The 23515-nt window shown below is 36.9% G+C and carries 12 protein-coding genes; 10 read left to right on the plus strand and 2 right to left on the minus strand.

Translation table 11 applies throughout. From position 1 onward, the window contains the following. The first annotated feature begins 1037 nt into the window (after positions 1–1037). From HCO57_RS13825 to HCO57_RS13850, 6 genes are all read left to right on the plus strand, one after another. Positions 1038–4019: a SusC/RagA family TonB-linked outer membrane protein gene (locus tag HCO57_RS13825; RefSeq protein WP_167989508.1), complete on the plus strand. Its 2982-nt coding sequence runs from the start codon at positions 1038–1040 to the stop codon at positions 4017–4019. Positions 4020–4032: 13 nt separating this feature from the next. After that, positions 4033–5592: a RagB/SusD family nutrient uptake outer membrane protein gene (locus HCO57_RS13830; protein WP_209066173.1), complete on the plus strand. Its 1560-nt coding sequence runs from the start codon at positions 4033–4035 to the stop codon at positions 5590–5592. Between the two features lie 12 nt (positions 5593–5604). After that, positions 5605–6918 (plus strand): SusF/SusE family outer membrane protein, encoded by a 1314-nt coding sequence (locus HCO57_RS13835; RefSeq protein WP_167989509.1) that lies wholly within the window; start codon positions 5605–5607, stop codon positions 6916–6918. Between the two features lie 11 nt (positions 6919–6929). Further along, positions 6930–9215: an alpha-amylase domain-containing protein gene (locus HCO57_RS13840; RefSeq protein WP_167989510.1), complete on the plus strand. Its 2286-nt coding sequence runs from the start codon at positions 6930–6932 to the stop codon at positions 9213–9215. A 244-nt stretch (positions 9216–9459) separates the two neighbouring features. Next, entirely contained in the window at positions 9460–11391 is a 1932-nt protein-coding gene (locus HCO57_RS13845; protein WP_167989511.1) for a helix-turn-helix domain-containing protein, read from the plus strand. A gap of 112 nt (positions 11392–11503) precedes the next feature. Beyond that, positions 11504–13339, plus strand: a complete 1836-nt coding sequence (locus tag HCO57_RS13850) for a glycoside hydrolase family 13 protein (protein WP_167989512.1) — start codon at positions 11504–11506, stop codon at positions 13337–13339. Between the two features lie 83 nt (positions 13340–13422). Here HCO57_RS13850 and HCO57_RS13855 read toward each other — a convergent pair whose 3' ends face one another. Beyond that, on the minus strand, positions 13423–13944 hold the full coding sequence (locus HCO57_RS13855; RefSeq protein WP_167989513.1) for a DUF421 domain-containing protein: 522 nt from the start codon (positions 13942–13944) through the stop codon (positions 13423–13425). A 325-nt stretch (positions 13945–14269) separates the two neighbouring features. Beyond that, complete coding sequence (locus HCO57_RS13860; RefSeq protein ID WP_167989514.1) at positions 14270–14566, minus strand: hypothetical protein; 297 nt, start codon at positions 14564–14566, stop codon at positions 14270–14272. A 555-nt stretch (positions 14567–15121) separates the two neighbouring features. On the opposite strand from HCO57_RS13860, the gene HCO57_RS13865 reads away from it, so the two are divergent. The 4 genes from HCO57_RS13865 (at position 15122) to HCO57_RS13880 (ending at position 23511) form a co-directional block, all read left to right on the plus strand. After that, complete coding sequence (locus HCO57_RS13865; RefSeq protein ID WP_167989515.1) at positions 15122–17461, plus strand: chondroitinase-B domain-containing protein; 2340 nt, start codon at positions 15122–15124, stop codon at positions 17459–17461. Between the two features lie 2 nt (positions 17462–17463). Further along, on the plus strand, positions 17464–19704 hold the full coding sequence (locus HCO57_RS13870) for an alginate lyase family protein (RefSeq protein ID WP_167989516.1): 2241 nt from the start codon (positions 17464–17466) through the stop codon (positions 19702–19704). Between the two features lie 6 nt (positions 19705–19710). Next, positions 19711–20058, plus strand: coding sequence for a cupin domain-containing protein (locus HCO57_RS13875; protein WP_136951007.1), 348 nt, complete (start codon positions 19711–19713; stop codon positions 20056–20058). A gap of 411 nt (positions 20059–20469) precedes the next feature. Continuing rightward, positions 20470–23511: a SusC/RagA family TonB-linked outer membrane protein gene (locus tag HCO57_RS13880; protein ID WP_167989517.1), complete on the plus strand. Its 3042-nt coding sequence runs from the start codon at positions 20470–20472 to the stop codon at positions 23509–23511. The last annotated feature ends 4 nt before the right edge of the window (positions 23512–23515 follow it).

Consider the following 23515-nt stretch of genomic DNA (forward strand, 5'->3'; position numbering starts at 1 on the left):
AGCATGTTTTATGTTTGATTTTTACTAAGCAGCAATTTTCTTACATTCCTCCGCACATGCTTTGCAACTTGTTGCGCATGCAAGACAATGAGCATGATTGTGCGCTATGCACTGTTCTGCACACCAATCACATATTTCAGCGCAAATAGCAGCATAAGCCCTGCTAAACTTAGAATTAGCACTCATACTTTTAATACAGGCCAAACAAGCGTCTATACATTCCATACAACACTTTGGACAGTCATTCATACTTTCTTTCCCCGCCATTTGAGATAGGCAGTACTGGCAATCCACTAAACATTGCTGACATAAAGCGATACAAGTAGTGTATTTCTTATTCATATTGTTGGTTTAAATTCCTTTAAAAATTAGCGCTAAAGAAATTACAAAGGCAAGACAAAAGAATAGTCCTGAGCCAATTAAATAAATTTTAGTTCTAATTAGTGTTTTGTTAGCGTTACTTATAGTTGTCATAGTTTTTTTTTTTTTTTTGGTACGTTGTCTTATGTAAACAACACAACAAAGATGCAACACCATTTTAGGGTATAATTGCTGCATTAAAATTGTGTTTAACTCATTTCATTAAGAAAACATTTAGATATGCACACTTAGCATCTAATGGATACTACTAAATAGAGAAGGAAATTTCGAATTTCGTAATTAAGAGCTCGTCTATTTATAAATTTAATTTTTAAGTAGGGCAACAATTTTCATATTAAAATTTAACTAAGGCTCTATTGATAAATTCACAATAAACTTCGTCAAACGGATAGCTGCAGACAATTTTAACATCTCATGGTATTTGTCATCAAATACTGCTTTGATGTCTTCTATTTTTGTGCTTATGTATCTTAATTACAAGGTTTTAAAGGGTGTGTTGGTTTTTGATTCAAAAATGCAAATAGATGGTGTCAAAATCTATTTTTAGGTCATTTTATAAAATGAAGCGAACCTAATTACCCTCTTAACATAGTTTTAAGTTGCTAAAAAGTGAGGTTGTGTGAACCTCTTACTGATAACTAAAAACTAACTTGAATATGCGAAAGAAAATTTCGATGTTATTCTTGGTACTCTTAGCTGTACCATGTATTGCATTAGCGCAAATGAATGTGTCGGGAACCGTCACAGATGATATGGGTACTCCTTTACCCGGCGCTACAATTATTTTAAAGGGAACCACAAACGGTGTAACCACAGATTTTGATGGTAATTATACCATCCAAGCCAATGAAGGCGATGTTTTGGTATTTTCTTACATCGGTCTTAAAAACAAAGAAGTCACCGTAGCTACAGAGGTAATTAATGTTTCTTTAGAAAGTGATGTTGCCCTTTTAGATGAAGTTGTAATAATTGGTTACGGTACCACTACAAAAAAAGACGCTACAGGTGCCGTACAGTTATTGACATCAGAAGATTTGAATAAGGGAGCTATCACTACAGCAGACCAAATGATTACGGGTAAATCTGCCGGTGTACGTGTGGTTAACAACGGTGGTGACCCAGATGCAGGGATTAACATTCGTATTCGTGGAGGTTCTTCCTTAAATGCGAATAACAGTCCGTTAATCGTAATTGATGGTGTGCCATTATCCAACCAGAATCCTGCTGGTCAGGCAAACCCATTAACCTTAATTAATCCTAACGATATTGAGTCGTTTTCGGTACTTAAAGACGCTTCTTCTACAGCTATTTACGGTTCAAGGGCTTCTAACGGGGTAATTATTATCACTACTAAGTCTGGTACTAAGGGAGCACCACAATTTAATTTCTCTTCTAACGTACAGGTTGGTACGTTGAGCAATCAAATAGATATTTTCGATTCTGCGGAGTATGTAGATTTTATCCAGAATACCTATCCAGACAGTGCTGGGTTACTAGGTTTAAATGGTACTATTTATGATACCAACTGGCAAGAAGAGGTATACAGAACCTCTTACACCGTTAATAATAACCTTACGGCTAGAGCAAACCTTTTTAATAAAATCCCAATTAGAGCTTCTTTTGGCCATTCAGAAATTGCGGGTATTTTAAAAGAGTCGCAATTAGATAGGTACACAGCGTCTTTAAATATTGCACCAGAGTTTTTTGATCAGCATTTAAAAGTGACTATCAATGCAAAAGGGATTGCTACAGAAAAAGACCAGCCAGATGGTGGAGCTATTGGTAGTGCCTTAGCTGCCAATCCAACATTACCAATATACGACCCACAAGGTGGTATTTTCGGAGGCTATTTTCAATTAACAGATGATCAAGGTATAGTGGGGCCAGCCAACCCATTAGCATTACTAAAGCAACGTGAGCGTAATGAAGATGCAGACCGTTTTATTGGTAGCGCTGAATTTAGATATAAAATTCATGGTTTTGAAGAGTTAACAGCGGTGGTTAACGCAGGTATAGATTATTCAGAATCTACTATTAACGAGTATTTTTTACCAAGTGCCGTGGGCGCATATAGCGTTTTTGATGGGCTGGAGATATTCAACAATTTCAGTCCAAGTTATAGAGAAAATCAAATTAAGAGAGACCATTTGTTAGATGCCTATTTGTCTTACGCTAAAGACTTTGAAGGAGCTTTGAACAGATTAGATGTCCAAGCAGGTTATGCTTATCAAAATTTTTCAACTCAAGGAACTACATTTCCAACTACAACAGAAAATGGTTTTAGAGAGTCGCAACAACCCTTTCAGTATTTTACGGAGCTAAACTTGCAATCGTTTTTTGCCAGAGCAAACCTTACATTGTATGATAACTTTTTATTGACAGCATCTTTAAGGGCAGATGCTTCTTCTTTGTTTTCTGAGGATGACAGATGGGGATATTTTCCTGCGGCAGCTTTAGCGTGGAAATTAGATGAGGAAAAATTCTTTGAAGAAACAGATTGGATAGACCAATTAAAATTAAGATTAGGTTGGGGTCTAACAGGACAACAAGATATTACCGGTCCTGTGGGCTATTTTCCGTATACTGCTTTGTATGACGATGGAGACCCTACTGTAGGCTATATTTTTGGAAATCAAGTAGTAACTACATATAGGGCAAATGCTTTTAATCCAGATTTAACGTGGGAGAAAACATCAACCTATAATCTTGGGGTAGACTTTAATCTTTTTTCTAATGTGCTGAGCGGTAGTATTGATGGATACATAAGAAACACTACGGATTTGCTAGCAGAAGTACCACAGTCAGAGGGCGCTTTGAGAAATAGATTTGTTAGTAATGTTGGTGAAACCGAAAGTAAAGGTTTTGAAGCGGCCTTACAATTTAGACCAGTTCAAACAGAGGATTTTACTTTAGAATTCAATGCTAATGCCGCGTTTAACGAGACGTATATTACCGATTTAGATAACATAACCCAATTTTCTAGTGGCGGAGGTATCGGTCGTGGAACAGGTGTCAATATTGGGCAAACCGCTGTAGGAGAGCGTAACCGCACCTTCTGGTTGTATGAGCAAGTGTATGATGCTGATGGTAAGGCGATAGAGGATGCTTTTGTAGACCAGAATGGCGATGGCATCATCTCTGATGCGGACAGAAGATTTATTCCGTTTGAACCTAAATGGACGTACGGTTTTGGTACGTTTATTCAGTACAAAAACTTAGATTTTACAGCTAACTTAAGAGGGCAATTAGGGGGTAACGTCTACAATGCCAATTTGTTAAATAGAGGATTTGCTCAAGCAGCAATACCACAAACAGATTCTGGATTTATCAATAATACGTTGGATTTATATGATGGGGTGCAGTATAATGGATTTCCAGAAATTCCTTCAGATACACAGGCCTTATCGGATTTTTATTTATCAGATGCCTCTTTCTTAAGATTAGATAACATAACTATTGGTTACAACCTTAAGCCTTTTGAAGACAAAAAATTAAGCTTAAGATTTTACGGTTCTGCCAATAATGTTTTTGTTATTACGGATTATGACGGTTTAGACCCAGAGAACTTTAACGGTATAGAATCTTCGCCTTATGCAAGACCACGTACCTATACATTAGGTGTAAATGTTGATTTCTAAAAACGAACTACAAATGATTAAAAAAATAATATTCGGACTATTTGCAGCTACTGTTTTAGTAGGCTGTACAGACGATTTAAATACGGAGCCAAGGGTAGAACAGAGTTTAGATAACTTATTAGATTCGGACTCAAACGCCACATTAGGTATTCTAGGTAAATTATATGGTGGTCTGGCATTACACGGTATAGGTATACCGGGTAGCGGAAATCAGCAAGCAGATATTGCCGGAGATGACCCAGGAGAAACGGTATTCTTTAGAGCAATCTGGAATATGCAAGAGCTGACCACAGATATAGCTAAAAACCGTTGGGGAGATGGTGGTTTAGATCCTTTAACTACGGCTACTAACTGGGTACCTACCAATAAATTCTTTGGTTATTTATATAATAGAAGTTACTTCAATATTGCACAAATAAATAACTTCATTATAGATGTGCAAAAAACAGATGATGCCAATGCGGAATTGTATGTTGCTGAGGCTCGCTATTTACGTGCATTGTTCTATTACTATTTGATGGATACTTTTGGTGGCGTGGTTTTAGTGACTGAAGCGGACGGTGTAACAGGTGTAAGCCGTGCAAAGAGCACACGTACAGAAGTGTTTGATTTTGTAGAGAGCGAATTGTTGGCTGTAGAGGAGACTATACCTGCAAGTAATGAATATGGTAGGGCAAATAAGGCTGCAGTACACATGTTATTAGCAAAGGTGTATTTAAATGCAGAAGTGTATACGGGTACAGACAGGTATGCAGATGCATTGACGTATAGTGAAAAGGTGATTTTAGAATCGCCATTTACTTTGGATGATGATTACCAATCTATATTTCAAGGTGATAACTTTACTTCTCCAGAAATAATTTTCCCAATTATAGGAGATAGAAATACTGTACAATCTTTTGGTACGGCTACATATCTAACTAATGGTAGTTTAGGAGATACTACTATGCCAATAGCAGACTTTGGAAATTCTGAAAGTTGGTTTGGTCACCGTTGTACGCCTGCTATTTATGGTTTGTTTGGCGATTTGGAGACTACTCCAGATAGCAGAGCTATTTTCTGGACAGAGGGGCATAGTTATGAAATGGACGATTACCGTACGTGGGAGAGTGGTTACCCAACAACTAAATTCCAAAATCAATACTCAGACGGAAGTTCTGGTCAGAGTCGTTTCTCTGATACCGATATTCCATTATTCCGTTTAGGAGACGCCTATCTAATGTATGCAGAAGCATTTTTTAGAGGTGGTGGTGGTTCTGCAGCTCAGGCGGTAGATTACATTAATGCGCTAAGAGAAAGAGCTTACGGTGATGCTAGTGGAAATATCACAGAAGCAGATTTAACTGAACAGTTCTTGATAGATGAGCGCGCACGCGAATTGTACTATGAAGGTCATAGAAGACAAGATTTAATTCGTTTTGGTCGCTTTACTGGAGGAAATTACAACTGGCCTTGGAAAGGTAATGTGGCAGATGGTGCTGCTATTCCAGACCATTACAACTTGTTTCCATTTCCTTTAGAAGCGTTGCAAGCAAATCCATTATTAGAACAAAACCCAGGCTATACTAACTAAAAACTAAAGACGATGAAGAAAAATTTAGCATTTATATATGCATCCATCGTAGCAATGGCACTTTTGGTGACAGGTTGTAGCGATGATGATGAAAACATAAGAGTAAGTAGTGAGGCAAATACACAGCTTACATTATCTTCTACAGATGCTCTAGAATTAACTAGAGATATGACAGGAGAAACAGTTTTAAGCCTTAATTGGACTGCTCCAGATTTTGGCTTTACTGGTGCAGTACCTACGTATAACGTGGTTGTAGGGGTTGATGCAGCTACAGAGGCTATGCCAGCCCGTGTAAATGTGGGTAACGTGCTAAGTAAAGATTTTTTAGCAGAAGAATTGAATGATGCCGTGGCAGATGCAGGTGCTTTAGCTGGCCTAGAAAACGAAGTTAAGATTTGGGTAGAAGCTATGTTAGGTAAAGATGTAGTGGCATCTTCTGCTGCACAAGTCTTAACCATTACAGGGTATGCAACTACCTTCGATTTAAGTTCGCCTTGGGGTCTAGTGGGTTCTGCAACGCCTAACGGTTGGGATGGTCCAGATGTACCTGTTTACAGTACAGCTATCGCTAATGAATTTGTGGCTTACGTTACACTAGTAGACGGCGAGCTTAAAATCCGTGAAAACAACGATTGGACCGTAAATTATGGTGATACTGGTGCCGATGGTACCTTAGACTTAAACGGTGATAACATCCAAGTTACGGCAGGTACTTACAAAGTAATGTTTAGCTTAAACGACTTTAGCTATAGCATAGAGCCATTTACTTGGGGATTAGTGGGTGACGCTACACCAAACGGTTGGGATGGTCCTGATACTCCTTTAACGTATGACTCTTCTTCTGACCAATGGAGAACAGTGGTAACACTGACTGATGGCGAAATGAAGTTTAGACAAAATAATGATTGGGCCGTAAATTTTGGTGATACCGGTGCAGATGGTACTATTGAAGCTAATGGTGATAATATTATGGTAGAAGCTGGTAACTATCTAGTTTCTGTAGATTTTACCAATAACCTGTATACTTTAGAACCTATAGATATTTGGGGCTTAGTAGGTGATGCTGCTCCCAACGGATGGGACGGTCCTAACGTACGTTTTACACCAGATTATGCCAACGAAGGCGTTTGGATTTTGGAAAACGTAACGTTGTTAGACGGTGAAATTAAATTCCGTACCAATGATGCTTGGGATTTTAATTATGGAGATGATGGCAATGACGGTACGTTAGAGACAGACGGTGCTAACATTCCCGTAAGTGCAGGTACGTATACCATAACATTGTATTTGGCAGATGCCGATAACCCAACCTACACTATCGAATAAATCAAGAAATTATGAAAATCAAAAAATATATACATCTAAGTCTGGCTACGTTAACCTTGGTGTTCGCAGCTTGTACTAACGATGATTTTTCGCCCTTAAAAGTTAAAGAAGCAAACGATGCAGAAGATTTACCTTCTGGCTCGGCAGCTGGTAGAACAGATGCATTAGTACCTGGTAATGGTGTTATGATGCAAGCCTTTTATTGGGATGTTACCGAGGGCGGAATTTGGTGGAACAATGTAGAATCTAAACTAGACAGCTGGGCAGCCAACGGAATTGATGCCATTTGGATTCCGCCAATCTCTAAAGGTCAAAGTGGTGGTTTTTCTATGGGGTACGACCCGGCAGATTACTTCGATTTTGGTGACTTTCAACAGCATGGAACTGTAGAAACCCGTTTTGGTAATCGTGCAGAATTGGAAAATATGATTGGTACTGCGCACGAGAATAATATTGCGGTTATTGCAGACATCGTACTAAACCACAATTCTGGTGGACAGTTAGAGTACAACGAGTTTAGACAAATTGAAACCTATACCTTGTTTGAGCCAGCTTCTGGTTTATTCAATAGAACTTGGTTAAACTACTTACCTAACGCAGAAAATTTAAAGGATGAAGGCAGATTTGGTGGTTTTCCAGACTTGGATTTAAAGAATGACTATGTGCGCGATTGGTTATGGCAGTCCGAAGAATCGGTAGCCAATTACTACATGAATACGTTGAAAATTGACGGTTGGAGATTCGATTTTGTAAAAGGTTTTTCTCCAGATGTAGTTAAAGATTGGATAGCTACTGTTGGAGGTTATAGCGTAGGTGAAAATTTTGATGGTAATGTAGAAGGTGTAGTTGGTCCTTGGGTTGAAGCCTCTGGTGCTAATGCCTTTGATTTTCCTAACTTCTTTAATATGCGCAATGCCTTTTTAAACGGTAATTTAAACGAGTTGGTTAAACCTAGCTTACTATCTACCATGCCAGAGAAAGCGGTAACTTTTGTGGGTAACCATGATACGGAAGCCAGAGATGGAAGTAATGAATTTCCAGATGAGTTTGAAACCCATGCATACGCTTATATTATGAGTGCTCCGGGATATCCTTGTGTATTTTATTCGCACTATGAGGATAGTGGTGAAGAGCAAAAAGCAAAAATCAACCAGTTAATTCAGATTCGTTCAGAATTAGCTGCTGGGGATTGGACGGTTAATCATGTTTCTAATCAAGAGTTTGTGGCTACCCGTGGTGGCGATGCGGAAAAACCGGGCTTGGTATTGTATATTAACTTAAGTGGGCAAGAAGTCTCTAGAGAAGTACAAACGCATTGGGCTAGTGCCAATATTAAAGATTACACAGAAGAATATTTAATTTTTGAGCAATCAGATGCTAGCGGTTTGGTTACGTTAAAAGCGCCTGCCAATGGTTTTGCTATTTGGGCAGCTACAGAAGATGAGCAATTGGCTTTCCCAGAGACATTATATGTGCCGGGAGGTTACCAAGGATGGGACCCATCATCGGCTCCTGCCTTAAATGCTGTAGAATTACCAAACTTAGCCGGTACGTTTAGCGGTCACGTTCGTTTTACAGAAGCAAGTAACGAATTTAAGTTTACAGATGCTCCTAATTGGGATAATGGAATTTACGCAGATGCGGGAGATGGTACAACAGGTGTATTGGCTTCGCCTGGTAATAACATAGTTTTGGCAGGACCTCAAGATTATGAGATAAATGTTGACTTGGCCAATAATACCTGGTCTGCCAACACTTGGGCAATTATAGGTAGTGCCACGCCTAACGGTTGGGACGATCCAGATACGGATATGTCTTACGATTTTGATAGAAACGTTTGGACGGTAACAACTACGCTTACAGATGGTGAATTAAAATTCCGTGCCAATAATGGATGGGATGTAAACCTAGGGGACACTGGCGCAGATGGTGTGTTGGATAATGGTGGTGATAATATTGCCGTAACTACGGGTAGCTATCAAATAGATTTAGATGTTGCAAACAATTCATTTACCCTTGGTAATTGGGGTGTTATAGGTAGTGCTACGCCTAGCGGTTGGGATGCTGATACCAACATGACATATGATACTGTTAATCAAGTTTGGACCATTACCTTGGATTTAGTGGCTGGTGAAATGAAATTTAGATTTAATGATGATTGGGCCGTTAATTTAGGAGATAATGACGCGGATGGCAGCGTGGAGCAAGATGGTGCTAACATTGCTGTTGCAGGAGCGGGGAATTACACTATCACCTTAAATTTAGCTACCAATACATTTGTAGTAGTACAAAACTAAAGTTTAAGTTTTCAGTTTAGTTAATTATAATTGTGGAAAGAAGGGTTGCCAATTGGCAGCCCTTTTTTTATGAATAGTAATAGAAGCAACAAGCTGCAAGGCCAAAGCATCCCTTACCAAATTTTACTATAATTACTATATCACAAGAAAATAGAAGTTTGATAGGAACAAAAACTCGGTATTTGCTAGTTTTGTACAAAAATTTAAAGCCTTTTAGGCATAGAATTTAGTAAGAGTTTTGTGGATGCAAAAGGATAAAAGTTACAGTATTAAATTGACAATCAATAACTCCAACTGTAGAATTAATCAATTGGTATTGGTTGTTTTTTTCTTTTTTGCCATCCTTAAAATTCACGGGCAAACTACCTTTGTTGTAGATTATGTTCCAGAGTATACCAATGTTTCCCAAGACCTTTTCCTCTCTGGCTCTTTTAACAACTGGAACCCGTCTGACCCTGACTACAAGTTTACATTACAGGCCGATGGAAATTATGTGTTAGCAAATAAAGAATTTGAAAATTCTTGGATTTCTTATAAAATAACCAGAGGTAGTTGGGAAACTGTAGAAGTACAAAAGGAAGGACTGCCACTCACTGTTCGTAAACATTCTTTTAATAAAACAGGACCAGAAACCGTTACCTTACAGGTTGCCGGTTGGACTGATAATTTTAATGCATTGTCTAATGTAGATTGGCTTACCGTAAGACTAATAGACATTCCAAAAAATACACCACCCAATACCTCTATTTATATATGTGGTAATTTTAATGGATGGGTACCTGGTGATGAGCGATATCAATTAAAAGTTGCGGGTAATGGAATGTACGAAATTACAATACCAATTTATGAGAATCGCTTGGAGTACAAATTTACTCGTGGTAATTGGTCCACGGTAGAAGGGAGTAGTTATGGCAGACCACGACCTAATCGAGTTTTAGAAAGAGAAGATTTAAATCCAAACCACCCCGTAGAAAACAGTATTGCGTATTGGGAGGACCAATCTTACGGTATTTTTAATCCATATACCCTTGTTTTGGTGTTAACGGCACTACAGGGATTTTTCTTAATTTTCATTATAAACAGTAATCAGAATAACAATAAGTGGGCTAACCAAGCTTTAAGCGTGCTTATTTTTGTAATATCTTTTACTTTAATAGCGCGTGTAGTAATTTATGACCGCGTTATTTATACCAACTATCCCAAATTATCGCTGCTTACAGATTTGGTGTTTTTCTTGTATGGGCCAACGCTGCTTATTTATATTAAAAGATTATTGCATCATGCTAAAAAAGATATATGGCACTATTGGCCACATTTTGTGCCATTCTTTCTACAATGTGTTATCTATGTAAGCTTCTTTTTTAAACCTACACATACCTTTATAGAGCAGAATTTATTTCAGTCTATGGACTCTCCACCGTATTCCATTTACGAGGTAATTGTCTTAATAGCATTGATGTTTAACATTTGGTATTGGTTTAAAGTTAAAAACATCATCAATAATTATTTTAAGAATATTGAGCATAATTATTCTACCGATCAAAACATAAAATACCTAAATACCATTCTAATTATTTTAGGTATTTGCCTTGTGCTTTGGACGGTTATAATTCTTGTAGATATATATGGCACTTTTACAGAAAAGCCTGTAAATGCGCTGAACAATTTTTTAATAGATGGTATTTGGATTGTATTTTCTGTAGTGGTGTTTTTCTTAGGGTATTTTGCCATAAAGCAACCTCAAATTTTTAGAATGCCAGAAGAAGAGGAAAACCAAGAAGAAAAAGCGCCAGAAATAGAAAAGTCACCCTTAGAATCAGAAGAATTAGAGTCACTTAAACAAGCACTGCATCAAATGATGACAGAGGAGCAAGTATACTTAAATCCTCAATTAAGTTTGCCAGAATTAGCAGAAAGGATGAATTCTAACGTACATACGCTTTCTAGAGCAATCAACGCAGGCTTTAATAAGAATTTTAGAGATTTTGTAAATCACTATAGAATAGAAGATTTTATCGTTCGTGCTCAAGATGAGAAATATAAAAATCAGACCTTCTTAGCTATTGCGTTAGCTGTAGGTTTCAATTCTAAATCCTCCTTTAATCGCTCCTTTAAAAAAGTCACAAATAAGTCGCCAAGAGAATATTTTAATGACTTAGAGCAAAACACGCCCTAGGTGTTCTTAAATAAGGGTCATTTTATAAGAATTAATTACCATATTATAATTTAAGTCGATACAAACCTCCATTCTCATTAGTTTAGTTGAAACTGAATAAAAAACTAATTTGATGAGAATTACTTCTTTTTTTACTTGGATACTAGTGTTAGTTTTAACACAAGTAACCGCCCAAAATTCTATTTCCCGTTTAGAGCCACCAAATTGGTGGGTGGGCATGGAATACAACACTGTTGAATTATTAGTTTACGGCAAGGATATAGCCACTTTTGATGTAGCTTTAAAACCGTATGATAAGGTACAACTGCAAAGTGCAAAAAAAGTAACTAATCCCAATTATTTGTTTATCACTTTACAAATAGATGATACTGCTAAACCAGGACATTTAGCCTTAGAATTTAAAAAGAATAATTCGGTGGTATTTGAACAACCTTACGAGCTTAAAGCCAGGACAAATAACCGTAAGAATATAGAAGGATTTAATACATCTGATGCTATCTACTTAATTACACCAGACCGTTTTGTGAATGGAAATCCCAGCAATGATGCCGTTTCAGGTATGGTAGAACAACCCAACCGAAAGGATAAAGGGGGTAGACACGGTGGAGATGTGCAGGGTATTGTAAATAGTTTGGATGCGATTAAGGATATGGGTTTTACCGCCATATGGACCAATCCTATTTTAGAAAATAATATGCCCTCTTACAGCTATCATGGGTATGCCATTACTGATTTTTATAAAGTGGACCCACGTTATGGTAGCAATGAGGCGTATAGAGCCATGGTAGAGAAAGCTTCTGAAAAGGGAATGAAGGTAATTATGGATATGATTGCCAACCACTGCGGTCTAGAACATTGGTGGATGAAAGATTTACCATCCGATGATTGGATTAATCAATGGGATACCTACACCCAAACCAATCATAAAAAGACCGTGGTTTTAGACCCCTATGCCACTAAAAAAGATACCAAAGAATTTTTTGATGGATGGTTTGTCCCAACTATGCCAGATTTAAATCAGCGTAATGCCACTATGGCTAACTACCTAATTCAGAATACACTTTGGTGGATAGAATATTCTGGCATCGCTGGTATCCGTATGGATACGTACCCTTATCCAGACATGTATTTTATGCGGGATTGGACAGCCGCTGTGATGGCAGAATACCCAAATTTTAATATTGTAGGAGAGGAGTGGGTATTACGTCCCACCATCGTATCATATTGGCAAAAAGGCAAGGAGAATGCTAATGGCTATACCTCTGAATTAAAAAGTGTGATGGATTTTCCCATACAACATGCGCTGGTAAACTCCTTAAACGATACCAACTCTTGGAATGCGGTTTATGAAGAGCTGGGTCAAGATTATTTGTATCCAGACCCAAATAACTTAGTGATTTTTCCAGATAATCATGATATGAGTCGCATTTTCACCCAGCTTAATGAGGATGCAGCCTTAGTTAAACTCGCGTTGACTTACATAGCTACGGTACGTGGTATTCCACAGATTTATTACGGAACCGAAATTCTAATGGGTAATAAAGGTACCGAGGACCACGGAATTATTAGAACGGATTATCCTGGCGGATGGGCAAAAGACAAGGTAAATGCTTTTACAGAGAAAGGATTAACCGCTGAACAAAAAGATGTAAAGGCCTATTTAAGTAAGTTGTTTAATTGGCGAAAAAATGCGGAGGTTATCCACAACGGAAAGTTGATTCATTTTGCACCAAAAGATAATGTTTATGTTTTCTTTAGATACAATGAGAATGAAAAGGTGATGGTGATTTTAAATAAGGGAGAAGCAACAACCTTAAATGTAGAAGATTACTTAGAAGTTCTTGGCGGTAACTTAAATGGTACAGAGATTTTAACCAATAAAACCTATAACAATGTGGACCATATAGATATAGCTGCGAAAACTGCTATGGTTATAGAAGTAAAGTAGCATTTAATTTTTCAGTTTAGTGTAGAAAACACCAATCTTGAGCGGTTGGTGTTTTTGTTTTCTAGAAGATTATACTTTATAGTCTATTGCTGTACTCCATCTATAATCCAATCTTGAATTAAACTATCGTCTTTTTTGTGTAGTACAGAGACATCACCAGTTGATTCAAAAATTACCGCTTTTACCTGGTTTAAATGTGTTACGTTAGCTTCTCTTAGTTTAGCTTTTAAATCACTCTCAGTAACTTTAGCTTTCTTTAAATTTTGGTATAAGATATTTGTGCCATCCATTAGCAGTAATGGTTTATTGTCCACCAAGTTTTGAATTAATGGGAGTTCTCTAAAATGGGCAAGAATTAGCTGTAATACATAGATTGCCAATAATCCAATAAAACCTTCTGCTAAGTTTACTTTTAAAGGTAAAATAGTGGTGGCTATAACAGAACCGATTGCAATAGTCATAGAAAAGTCAAAACTAGACATCTTAGAAAAACTTCTTTTCCCAACCACACGAGTAAGTAGTATGGTTACAAAATAGATTCCTATGCTGGTCAATAGCATTAGTAAAGCAGATTCCCAAGTTGTTTTCAATAATTTCTCTAGCATGTTATGATTTCAATAATTTAAGGTAATAACGAATAGCAATAACACACTTATTGCAACCACTATAAATACCATGTTCTTCAATATCCTATTGCAATTATTTCCTTTCATAAAGAGGATGTAAAATTCTAAAGCCTAGAAATTGTGTTCTAAATTAGGAAGTTAAGCTAGAATGGATTAGCGTAAAATGAAAAATGCTTAACGCGATAAATGAGCATAAACAAAACAAAAAAAGCCATTGAGACAAGGAATCAATGGCTTTATTCCCAAAATAAACGGGATAAATTTTAAGGCATTTAAGAATCGGGACCGTCCTTTTAATGTGATTTTATAAAAATTGTGCTTTCACCTCTTGTAATAATTTGTTCCCAGTAGGATCTGCCTTAGTTTTTAAATGGCATAGTTGTTCTGCCCAATCAGATATACGCTTACGTAATGGTGGATTTTCTTCTTTTGCCAAATCTAAAATAATAGCCGCTACTTGTTCTGGGGTTTGGTAAGCAGTGGCGTCTCCGTTAGCAGCTCTATCTTGTGCTCCCTGTAAAAACGTGTCAAAAATGGGCTTGTAGGCCCCTGTAACCATTTCGCCTTTATCATTAGAAGTTTTGGCAACAGCATTATTCATAAATTCGATGGTTCATACAACTATTGTTGCGGTTTAAAGTCTGATAAATAAAGGCTTGACTGCAGAAAAACCAAGTACTATTATAATACTTCTGGCGCATATTTAGCTCCACATGTAATTCTACAAAAGTTTGCTCCAACATATCATCAACAGCTGTTATAGCAATGATTCGTCTATTTTTAGCAGCTTTCATAGGTGACAATATCACTTGTGTAGATTTAATACTTCTAAATAATTTTGATAACAAATTTTATTCTTCTAAAGATGTTTTTTGTAAGTGTATTTATAAAAAAGTAGTTGCGGTTACCATCTTTTTAAATTGTATTAAAAATGGATTAATCACCGGAATGATTATTTTAATTTTCCACGTTCAATTCTTTGTTAATCTTATTTAAAAGTTGGTACAGAAAATATCTACGAAAACTAAACTTCGGATATATCATTTTGATAATCATTAGCCTTTAAAATACATTTTTGTTAATATATAAGGTTAGATTTTGATGTTTATGAAATATGTTTATATTTGGTCAACCAAACTGGTAAACCAATTAATTTATGAAATACACTAAACTGCTGCAAACGACTTTTTTATTAACATCTTTACTGGTAATAACTAGTTGTAAAGACACGAATACACCCAAAGATGTGGTGCATAATGTGGCCGAATTTGACCAAGCTGTGGCCAACGCTAAACCAGGAACTACTATTACTTTGGCAAATGGAGTCTGGAAAGATGCAGAACTACTTTTAGAAGGGGAAGGAACAGCGGAGGCTCCAATTACTTTAACTGTTGAGGAAAAAGGGAAAGTGCTGTTAGAAGGGCAATCTAATTTAAGATTGGCTGGTAAATATTTGGTGGTAGAAGGTTTAGTCTTTAAAAACGGATATACCCCAACAACCGAGGTGATTAGTTTTAAAAAAGATAAAAATACCTTAGCGCACTATAGTAGGTTAACAGAATGCGTTATAGATAACTATAACAATCCAGAACGACATGAGCCAGATACATGGGTAGCCATATATGGCAAGCATAATAGAATAGACCATAATCACTTAGTAGGTAAGCGTAATCGTGGAGTTACCATGATTGTTAGGCTTAATACAGAAGAAAGTCAAGAAAATCATAACCAAATAGACCATAACTATTTTGGTCCGCGTCCTAATTTGGGTTCTAATGGTGGCGAAACTTTACGCATCGGAACAAGTCACTACTCTTTAACCAACTCCAGAACTGTGGTAGCTTCTAATTATTTTGACCGTTGTAATGGGGAGCATGAAATAATTTCTAATAAATCTGGAAACACTACGTATAAAGACAATATGTTTTACGAGTGTACTGGAACCTTAACTATGCGCCACGGTAGTAATACGCATGTGGAAGGCAATGTTTTTATAGGAAATAATAAGCCTAGTACAGGTGGTATTCGTGTTATCAATGGCCAGCAGACGGTTATTAATAACTACGGTGTAGGGTTAACAGGCTACCGTTTTAGAGGGGCTTTTGTGGTGATGAACGGTGTACCCAATTCACCTATTAACAGATATCACCAAGTGGTGGATGCTAAAATTGCGAACAACACTTTTATAGATTGTGACCATATTCAATTATGTGCAGGGAGCGATGCGGAACGAAGTGCAGTTCCTGTAAATTCTGTGATGGAAAACAACGTTTTCTATAGCACGGACCGTAAAAATTTATTCACGGTCTATGATGATATCAGCGGAATTACGTTCAAGAAAAATATTATCAGTCCAGTTACGGAAAGTATAGATGCAGAAGGTTTTGAGCAAAAAGAGCTTAAACTGGTTAAGAATGATGCTGGTTTATTACTTCCGGAGGGTCTTAAAGGTATTGGCGCTACGCTAAGTGATAATTTGGCTTCTAAAGAAAATACGGGTGTTTCTTGGTATTCTAAAGAGGATACAGAGGTTGCACTAAATACAGGAAAAAAAGTGCAAGTAGCACCTGGCCTTAATGCTTTGGTGGCTGCAGTTGCAAATTCCAATGCAGGTGATATTCTTGTTTTAGAAGCAGGTGAAAAGTATACCAATACAAAATCAGTTGCAGTCAATCATCCAATTTCCATTAAAGGAGCCAAGGGCGATAAACCTACGGTTTACTTCGAGAAAAAATCGCTGTTTCAAATCAATAACGGAGGTAGTCTTTCTCTTGAAAATCTAATTTTTGATGGGGAAGATGCACCAGATAGAACAGGTAATTCGGTCATTACGACTAGCAAATACAGCATGACGAAAAATTACAAGCTGTTTGTGGATAATTGTGACTTTGTCAATTTAGATGTTAATCATTCTTATGATGCAATCCGCGTTTACAAAAATACGTTTGCGGATACCATCAGCATAAAAAATTCTAAATTTCATACCATTAGTGGTAATGTTATGGCATTGGATAAAGAAACCGATGATATTGGTATTTACAATGCAGAATATGTAATTCTAAAAAACAACAGTTTTACTAATGTTGGGAGAGCGGCGTTGCGTTTACACCGTGGCGGTAAAGACGAAAGTACCTTTGGTCCTTTCTTAGAATTAGAAAACAATGTTTTTGATCAAGTTGGGCAAGACAAGCGCAATAAGTATGATGCTGCTATAAGCCTTTATGGTGTGCAGGAAATCGCTATAAAGGATAATATTTTTCAGGAATCAAAGGGAATCAACATGCATTTGGTTGTTGGGGAACCTATTGTAAACGTGGTGCATAACAATTTCTACAAGTCAGACCAGTTAACTGTTACAGGAGACCAAAAGTATAACGCCGCAAATCTATGGCAGATGCCGCCTAAATTTAAGGAGGATAGTTATGAGCTAGCGGAAGATTCGCCGTTGAAGGGAAAAGGAATTACAGGAGAGGATTTAGGACTACAAGTAGATTAAAAATGGTATTTAAAAAGCTGAAATTAGCATTAAGTATGCTTATTTGGTTACCAGTACTTTTCTTAGGAGCTCAAGAACATCCAAAATTGATTCTGACTAAAACGGGGGTAGACCAGATAAGACAACAATTGGGTAAGTTGCCCTTGCTAGATAAAACCGTAAAAGCGGTAAAAGAAGAGGTAGATATAGCAATACTAAATGGTATAGATGTTCCCGTTCCTAAGGATTATTCTGGTGGATACACGCATGAAACGCACAAGAAAAATTATCGTTTAATGCAGCAGGCAGGGGTGTTATATCAGATTTTAGAAGACGAAACCTACGCCATTTACGTGCACGAGATGCTCAAGGCTTATGCGGAATTGTATCCTACTTTACCTATTCATCCAAAAGAACGTTCTTATGCTAGGGGAAAATTGTTCTGGCAGTGTTTAAACGATTCTAATTGGTTGGTATACACCAGCCAAGCTTACGATTGCATTTATGATTTTCTAGATAAAAAAGACCGTAAGTATCTAGAAAACAAGTTGTTTAAGCCATTTGCCGATTTCATATCCATAAAGAACCCTCAGTTTTTTAATAGAATACATAATCATAGTACTTGGGGTAATGTAGCGGTAGGTATGATTGCCTTGGCTATGGAAGATGATGCTTTACTAGAGCGAGCTTTGTACGGAATAAAGGATGCGAAGCTAGCGCAAGGTTTAAAAGATAACGACGGAGGATATATTATAGAACCAGGCAAGGCAGCCGGATTCTTTGCGAATTTAGATGAACCTTTTTCTCCGGACGGTTATTACACAGAAGGCCCATATTATCAGCGCTACGCCATGTATCCTTTTTTAATTTTTGCGCAAGCATTACAGAATGTAAAGCCAGAGGTTAAGGTGTTTGAGTACAACAATGGTGTGCTGCTTAAAAGTGTTTATGCGCTTTTGCAATTATCAGATAAAGACGGTGAATTCTTCTCTATAAATGATGGTCAAAAAGGCATGTCTTATTATAGCAACGCTTTAGTAAATGCTGTAGATATAGGATATTTCTATGGTGGTAAGGATGCATCACTGTTATCTATAGCAAAAGAACAAAACACGATTGTTTTAAATGATGCTGGCCTAGCTGTGGCCATGGGTATAAAAGCAGGTCAACAATTACCATTTATAAAGGAATCTGTTGCATTTACAGATGGAGCAAAAGGAGACGAAGGTGGTATTGCTGTGTTACGTAAAAATGATTTAGAGCTGGTATATAAATATACTGCTCAAGGATTGAGTCACGGACATTATGATAAATTGTCTTATTCTTTATACGAAGATGGAGAAGAGGTGATACAGGATTACGGTCTAGCTAGGTTTGTAAATATTGAGCAAAAAGGCGGTGGCAATTATTTAAAGGAAAATAAAACTTGGGCAAAGCAAACCATTGCGCATAATACCTTAGTTCAGGATCAAGAATCTCATTTTGGAGGTGCGTATGAGGTTGGTAGTAAACATCATTCTAATTTAGTATACGCAACCCTAGACCAGTCAGAAGTTGTAGCTGTAAGAGCAAAAGAAGAGAATGCATATCCGGGTACAAAGATGGTTCGTACAATGGCAATTGTACAAGATAGTACTTGGCAAAGTCCTGTGATTTTAGATATCATGGAGGTGCAATCTAAAGAAGCGCATCAATATGATATGCCTTTGTATTATTTAGGTCAGCCAATGACGGTAAGCGTACCTATAACTTCAGCAGAGTTATTAAAACCTCTAGGGGCTAAAAACGGCTACCAGCATTTATATAAAGAAGCTGTGGCATCATTAACAAATGATAATCTAAAATTCTCTTGGTTACAAAACCAAAGATTTTATACTGTAACTGCTATAAGTACAAATAAAGATTCCTTAGTAATGGGGAGAACAGGTGCTAATGACCCTGAATTTAATTTACGCAGAGATCCTGTTTTAATTCAAAGAAGAAATGCAGTAGCAAATACGGTATTCGTATCTACAATTGAGTCTCACGGAACGTACAGTCCTGTATCAGAATTGGCGGTAAATGCAACATCTACAATTCAAAAAATAGAAGTTATACTGCAAAATGAAGATTATTTAGTTACAAGTATAACTAAAACGGATGGTAGTATTTACGCAGTTGCATTCTCCAAACAAAAAACGGATAAAAGCACTAAACATAATATAGCGATTAAGGGTAAGCAAATTACTTGGCAAGGCCCTTGCACACTAATCAATTTAAATTAACAAAGGATGAAATCATTTGGAGCAAGTAAAGAATTTTTATTGGATCAAGACCAAGAATGGGAAACTGTTGGTGAAGGCGTAAAACGAAAAATTATGGGCTATGATGATAAAATTATGCTCGTAAAGGTTCATTTTGATGAAGGGGGTATTGGGTATGAGCATGAGCATTACCATTCTCAAACAACCTATGTTGCTAGCGGTGAGTTTGATTTTACCATCGGTGGTGTAAAAAGAACCGTAAAGGAAGGGGATAGTGTATATATTCCGCCACATGTACTACACGGTGCAACTTGTACAAAGACAGGGATTTTAATTGATGTTTTCAGTCCTATAAGAGAAGATTTTATGGAATAGCCATTTAACTAAGGCTAAAATTGTTCATGCAGCCAAATTTTACAGGGTAAATTGTTAAATAAGTAATTTTTGTAAGATATTTTTTCAAAATCATTTTTAATTAACATTTCTGTAACTTATATTTGGTAAACCAAATTGGTTGACCAGTTTGGGTAGCCAAATTAAAATAGACTACATGAGAATAATTTAAAAATAAAAAAAAGGATAGGTGCACGCCTATCCTTTTGGAATATCACTTCTTTCGGAGGGAAGTAATAAACAGACACATTACTGTAATCTGCTACAACAAAATTAACAAAATTCATTTGATTTTGATTGCAACCGATTGCAGGTAATTGAAAAGTAAACAAACTGCATAAAATTTAGCAGGGGGAGAGCGCAAGAAGAATTAATTAGAAACTAACTGAACAAATGAATTTTAAACTGAAATTAATGCTGTTGTTTGTCGGCTTTTTAAGCTTACAAACATTTGCTCAAGATACCTTTACAGTTACAGGTACGGTATCTGATAGCAACAATATCCCGATTCCAGGGGCCACCGTTTTGGTGCAAAATACTACTAGAGGAACAACCACAGATTTTGATGGAAACTTTAGTATAGCTGTTTCTCAAGGAGAAGCACTCCAGATTTCTTATTTAGGTTATGCTACGCAAACGATTTCAATAGAAAATCAGCAAAGCATAAATGTGGTGTTACAAGAAGATACCAATCAATTAGATGAGGTAGTAATTGTAGGTTATGGAACTAGAAAGAAAGTTCATTTAACCGGAGCGGTTGCGCAGGTGGTGAATGAGGACTTAGATCAGATAGCTGTAGCTAGGGTAGATGATGCCTTGGTTGGGCAAATAGCTGGTGTAAATATTTCTGCTACAGAAGGTGAGGCAGGTTCAGCACCAACTATTAGAATTAGAGGGGTAGGTTCCTTGAACGGTGATTCTGCACCCTTAGTAGTGGTAGACGGTTTGCCTGTAGATAGTGATTTCTTAGGTAATTTAGATATGAATGAAGTACAGAGTTTTGATGTATTAAAGGATGCTGCTTCTTCTGCTATTTATGGTTCTAGAGGTGCTAATGGGGTAATTTTAATTACTACAAAACAAGGTAAAACAGGTAAAACCAAATTTAGCTATAATGGATATACTGGTTTTAAAGAAGCAAAGCAAAGTGATGCCTATTATTTCTCTATTGCGGAGACTGCAGCGGCAGAGCAAGCTGCTACAGGTGGACTGTCTGATAGGACAAGATATAAGCAATTAATTGGTATTGATCGCGATTGGCAAGATGTAATTTTTGATGGCGGTAAGATAGAAAGTCATTCTTTAAGTGCACGTGGCGGTAGTGAGAATACTAAATTTAGCACTTCCCTAGGATATTTGCATGATGAAGGGGTATTGCTGACAGATGATTACAAGCGTTACAACATGCGTTTAAAGGTAGATACTAACGTAGGGGAGCGCGTAAAGTTAGGGGCTAACATTGCGCCATCTTACTCTAGAAGAAGAAGATTTGACGGTTCTACGCATGATATTTTAAGACAAACACCTTGGTTACCTGTATATCATGATGCAAATACTATTCAATATGTAGATAGAAATGTGTATCCAGACGTGCAAATAGGTGATTATGCATTACAGAGACATTTTGATAACTACGATTTGTATGGTGATGGTAGTGCATTGGTGGATATTTCCAATACATCTAATACCAACCCAGCTGCAAAGGTTCTAGAAAGAGACCGTAATGATTATAAATTCAAAATTGCAGGTAGTGTTTATGCGCAGTATGAAATTGCAGAAGGTTTAAGTTTTAGAACTGTGCTATCTGGAGACTATCAAAATACGTTTAGAGATAGATGGCAAGGAGTAGAGTCTAATAGAAATGGGGCATCTGCGGCAAGTTACAATGTTAGTAATGAAAACAGATTTCACGTAGTTTCAGAAAATTATTTTACCTATGATAAAGTTATTGGTAAGCATGATATTTCTGCCATCGCTGGTCTTTCTGGTGAAAAATGGGAATGGCAAGGTGATAGTTCTGCAGGTACAGGTTATACCTCAGATTTGTTAAAAACCCTTAGTGCAGCTACTGTATTGACATCTATTGGTTCTTTTAAGTTGGATGAAAGATTTCAATCTTATTTTGGTAGGTTAAATTATGCTTTCGATAATAAGTATTTAGCATCTTTTAGTTACAGAAGAGATGGTAGTTCTATTTTCGGTGTTGATAAAAAATTCGGAGACTTCCCGGCTGCCTCTTTAGGTTGGAGGGTTTCTGAGGAAAACTTCTTAAACAACAGTTCAATTATCAGTGACCTTAAATTAAGAGTGAGTTATGGATATACAGGTAATAAAGATATAGATACGGGTAGTGATGTTATAGATTTATATCCTTCTATCCCATTATTAGGTACAGCAGTTTATAATTCTCAAGCAGCCTTTGTGGCATTAAACATTCAAAACCCAACATTGCAATGGGAGCGTTTAGAAGAATTCAATCCTGGGGTAGACTTTGGTTTCTTCAACGGTGTTGTTTCAGGTTCTGTGGATTATTATGAGCGTAAGTCAGATAAACTTTTGCTGTATAACCCTGTTTCTTCAACCACTGGTTTTAGCAGTGCGTTGGTAAATTTAGGACAAGTTAAAAATAGTGGTTGGGAGCTAGAATTGCGTACTAGAAACGTCTCTACAGAAAAATTTAGATGGTCTACTACATTCTTAGCTTCTATGAATGAGAATGAGTTGACCGACTTTGCAGACGCTAATGGACAGATATTAAATGTGGACAGCAAACGTGCAGCTGAGTGGATTAACTTAGTTGGCAATCCAATTTCATCTTATTATGGATGGGTTGTTGATAGGGACATTCCTTTGGAGTATTTAAATAACCCGTATCACCCAGTAGGTGGTGAGGCACAAGATGTATATGTAAAGGATTTAAACGGAGATGGTCTTATTGATGATGATGATAAGACAATTTTAGGGGATCCTTATCCAGAATTGATTTGGAGTTTAACCAATGATTTTAAGTTTGGTAATTTAGATTTTAGCTTTTTATTCCAAGGAAGTCATGGTGCTGAAATAAGAAATATGGGAGACCAATACATCTTTAATCACTTTAACAGTGCACAAGATTTTGATCCTGCTATTACTCCAGACCAAGGATTTATAAAGGAAAAGATTTTTACGGATGATATTATACAAGATGCATCTTATATCGCATTAAGAAATGTCAATTTAGGATATAATTTTTCTAAAGACATTACAGACAAATTAGGTCTTAGTAGCTTTAGATTATACGTTACAGGGCAAAATTTAATGTATTTAACTGCGGATGATTACACTGGTTTTAATCCAGAATCAATCAATGATACTAGTCCAACCACTTATGGTTACCAGCGCGCAGGATCACCTGTTTTCAGAACTATTTCTATTGGTACCAATATTGAATTTTAAGGTT

This window comes from Croceivirga sp. JEA036, from assembly GCF_011882165.1.
Classification (GTDB): domain Bacteria; phylum Bacteroidota; class Bacteroidia; order Flavobacteriales; family Flavobacteriaceae; genus Croceivirga.

Coding starts and splice junctions, on each gene's coding strand:
- HCO57_RS13825 (WP_167989508.1), top strand. CDS start 1,038: ATGCGAAAGAAAATTTCGATGTTATTCTTGGTACTCTTAGCTGTACCA.
- HCO57_RS13830 (WP_209066173.1), top strand. CDS start 4,033: ATGATTAAAAAAATAATATTCGGACTATTTGCAGCTACTGTTTTAGTA.
- HCO57_RS13835 (WP_167989509.1), top strand. CDS start 5,605: ATGAAGAAAAATTTAGCATTTATATATGCATCCATCGTAGCAATGGCA.
- HCO57_RS13840 (WP_167989510.1), top strand. CDS start 6,930: ATGAAAATCAAAAAATATATACATCTAAGTCTGGCTACGTTAACCTTG.
- HCO57_RS13845 (WP_167989511.1), top strand. CDS start 9,460: ATGCAAAAGGATAAAAGTTACAGTATTAAATTGACAATCAATAACTCC.
- HCO57_RS13850 (WP_167989512.1), top strand. CDS start 11,504: ATGAGAATTACTTCTTTTTTTACTTGGATACTAGTGTTAGTTTTAACA.
- HCO57_RS13855 (WP_167989513.1), bottom strand. CDS start 13,944: ATGCTAGAGAAATTATTGAAAACAACTTGGGAATCTGCTTTACTAATG.
- HCO57_RS13860 (WP_167989514.1), bottom strand. CDS start 14,566: ATGAATAATGCTGTTGCCAAAACTTCTAATGATAAAGGCGAAATGGTT.
- HCO57_RS13865 (WP_167989515.1), top strand. CDS start 15,122: ATGAAATACACTAAACTGCTGCAAACGACTTTTTTATTAACATCTTTA.
- HCO57_RS13870 (WP_167989516.1), top strand. CDS start 17,464: ATGGTATTTAAAAAGCTGAAATTAGCATTAAGTATGCTTATTTGGTTA.
- HCO57_RS13875 (WP_136951007.1), top strand. CDS start 19,711: ATGAAATCATTTGGAGCAAGTAAAGAATTTTTATTGGATCAAGACCAA.
- HCO57_RS13880 (WP_167989517.1), top strand. CDS start 20,470: ATGAATTTTAAACTGAAATTAATGCTGTTGTTTGTCGGCTTTTTAAGC.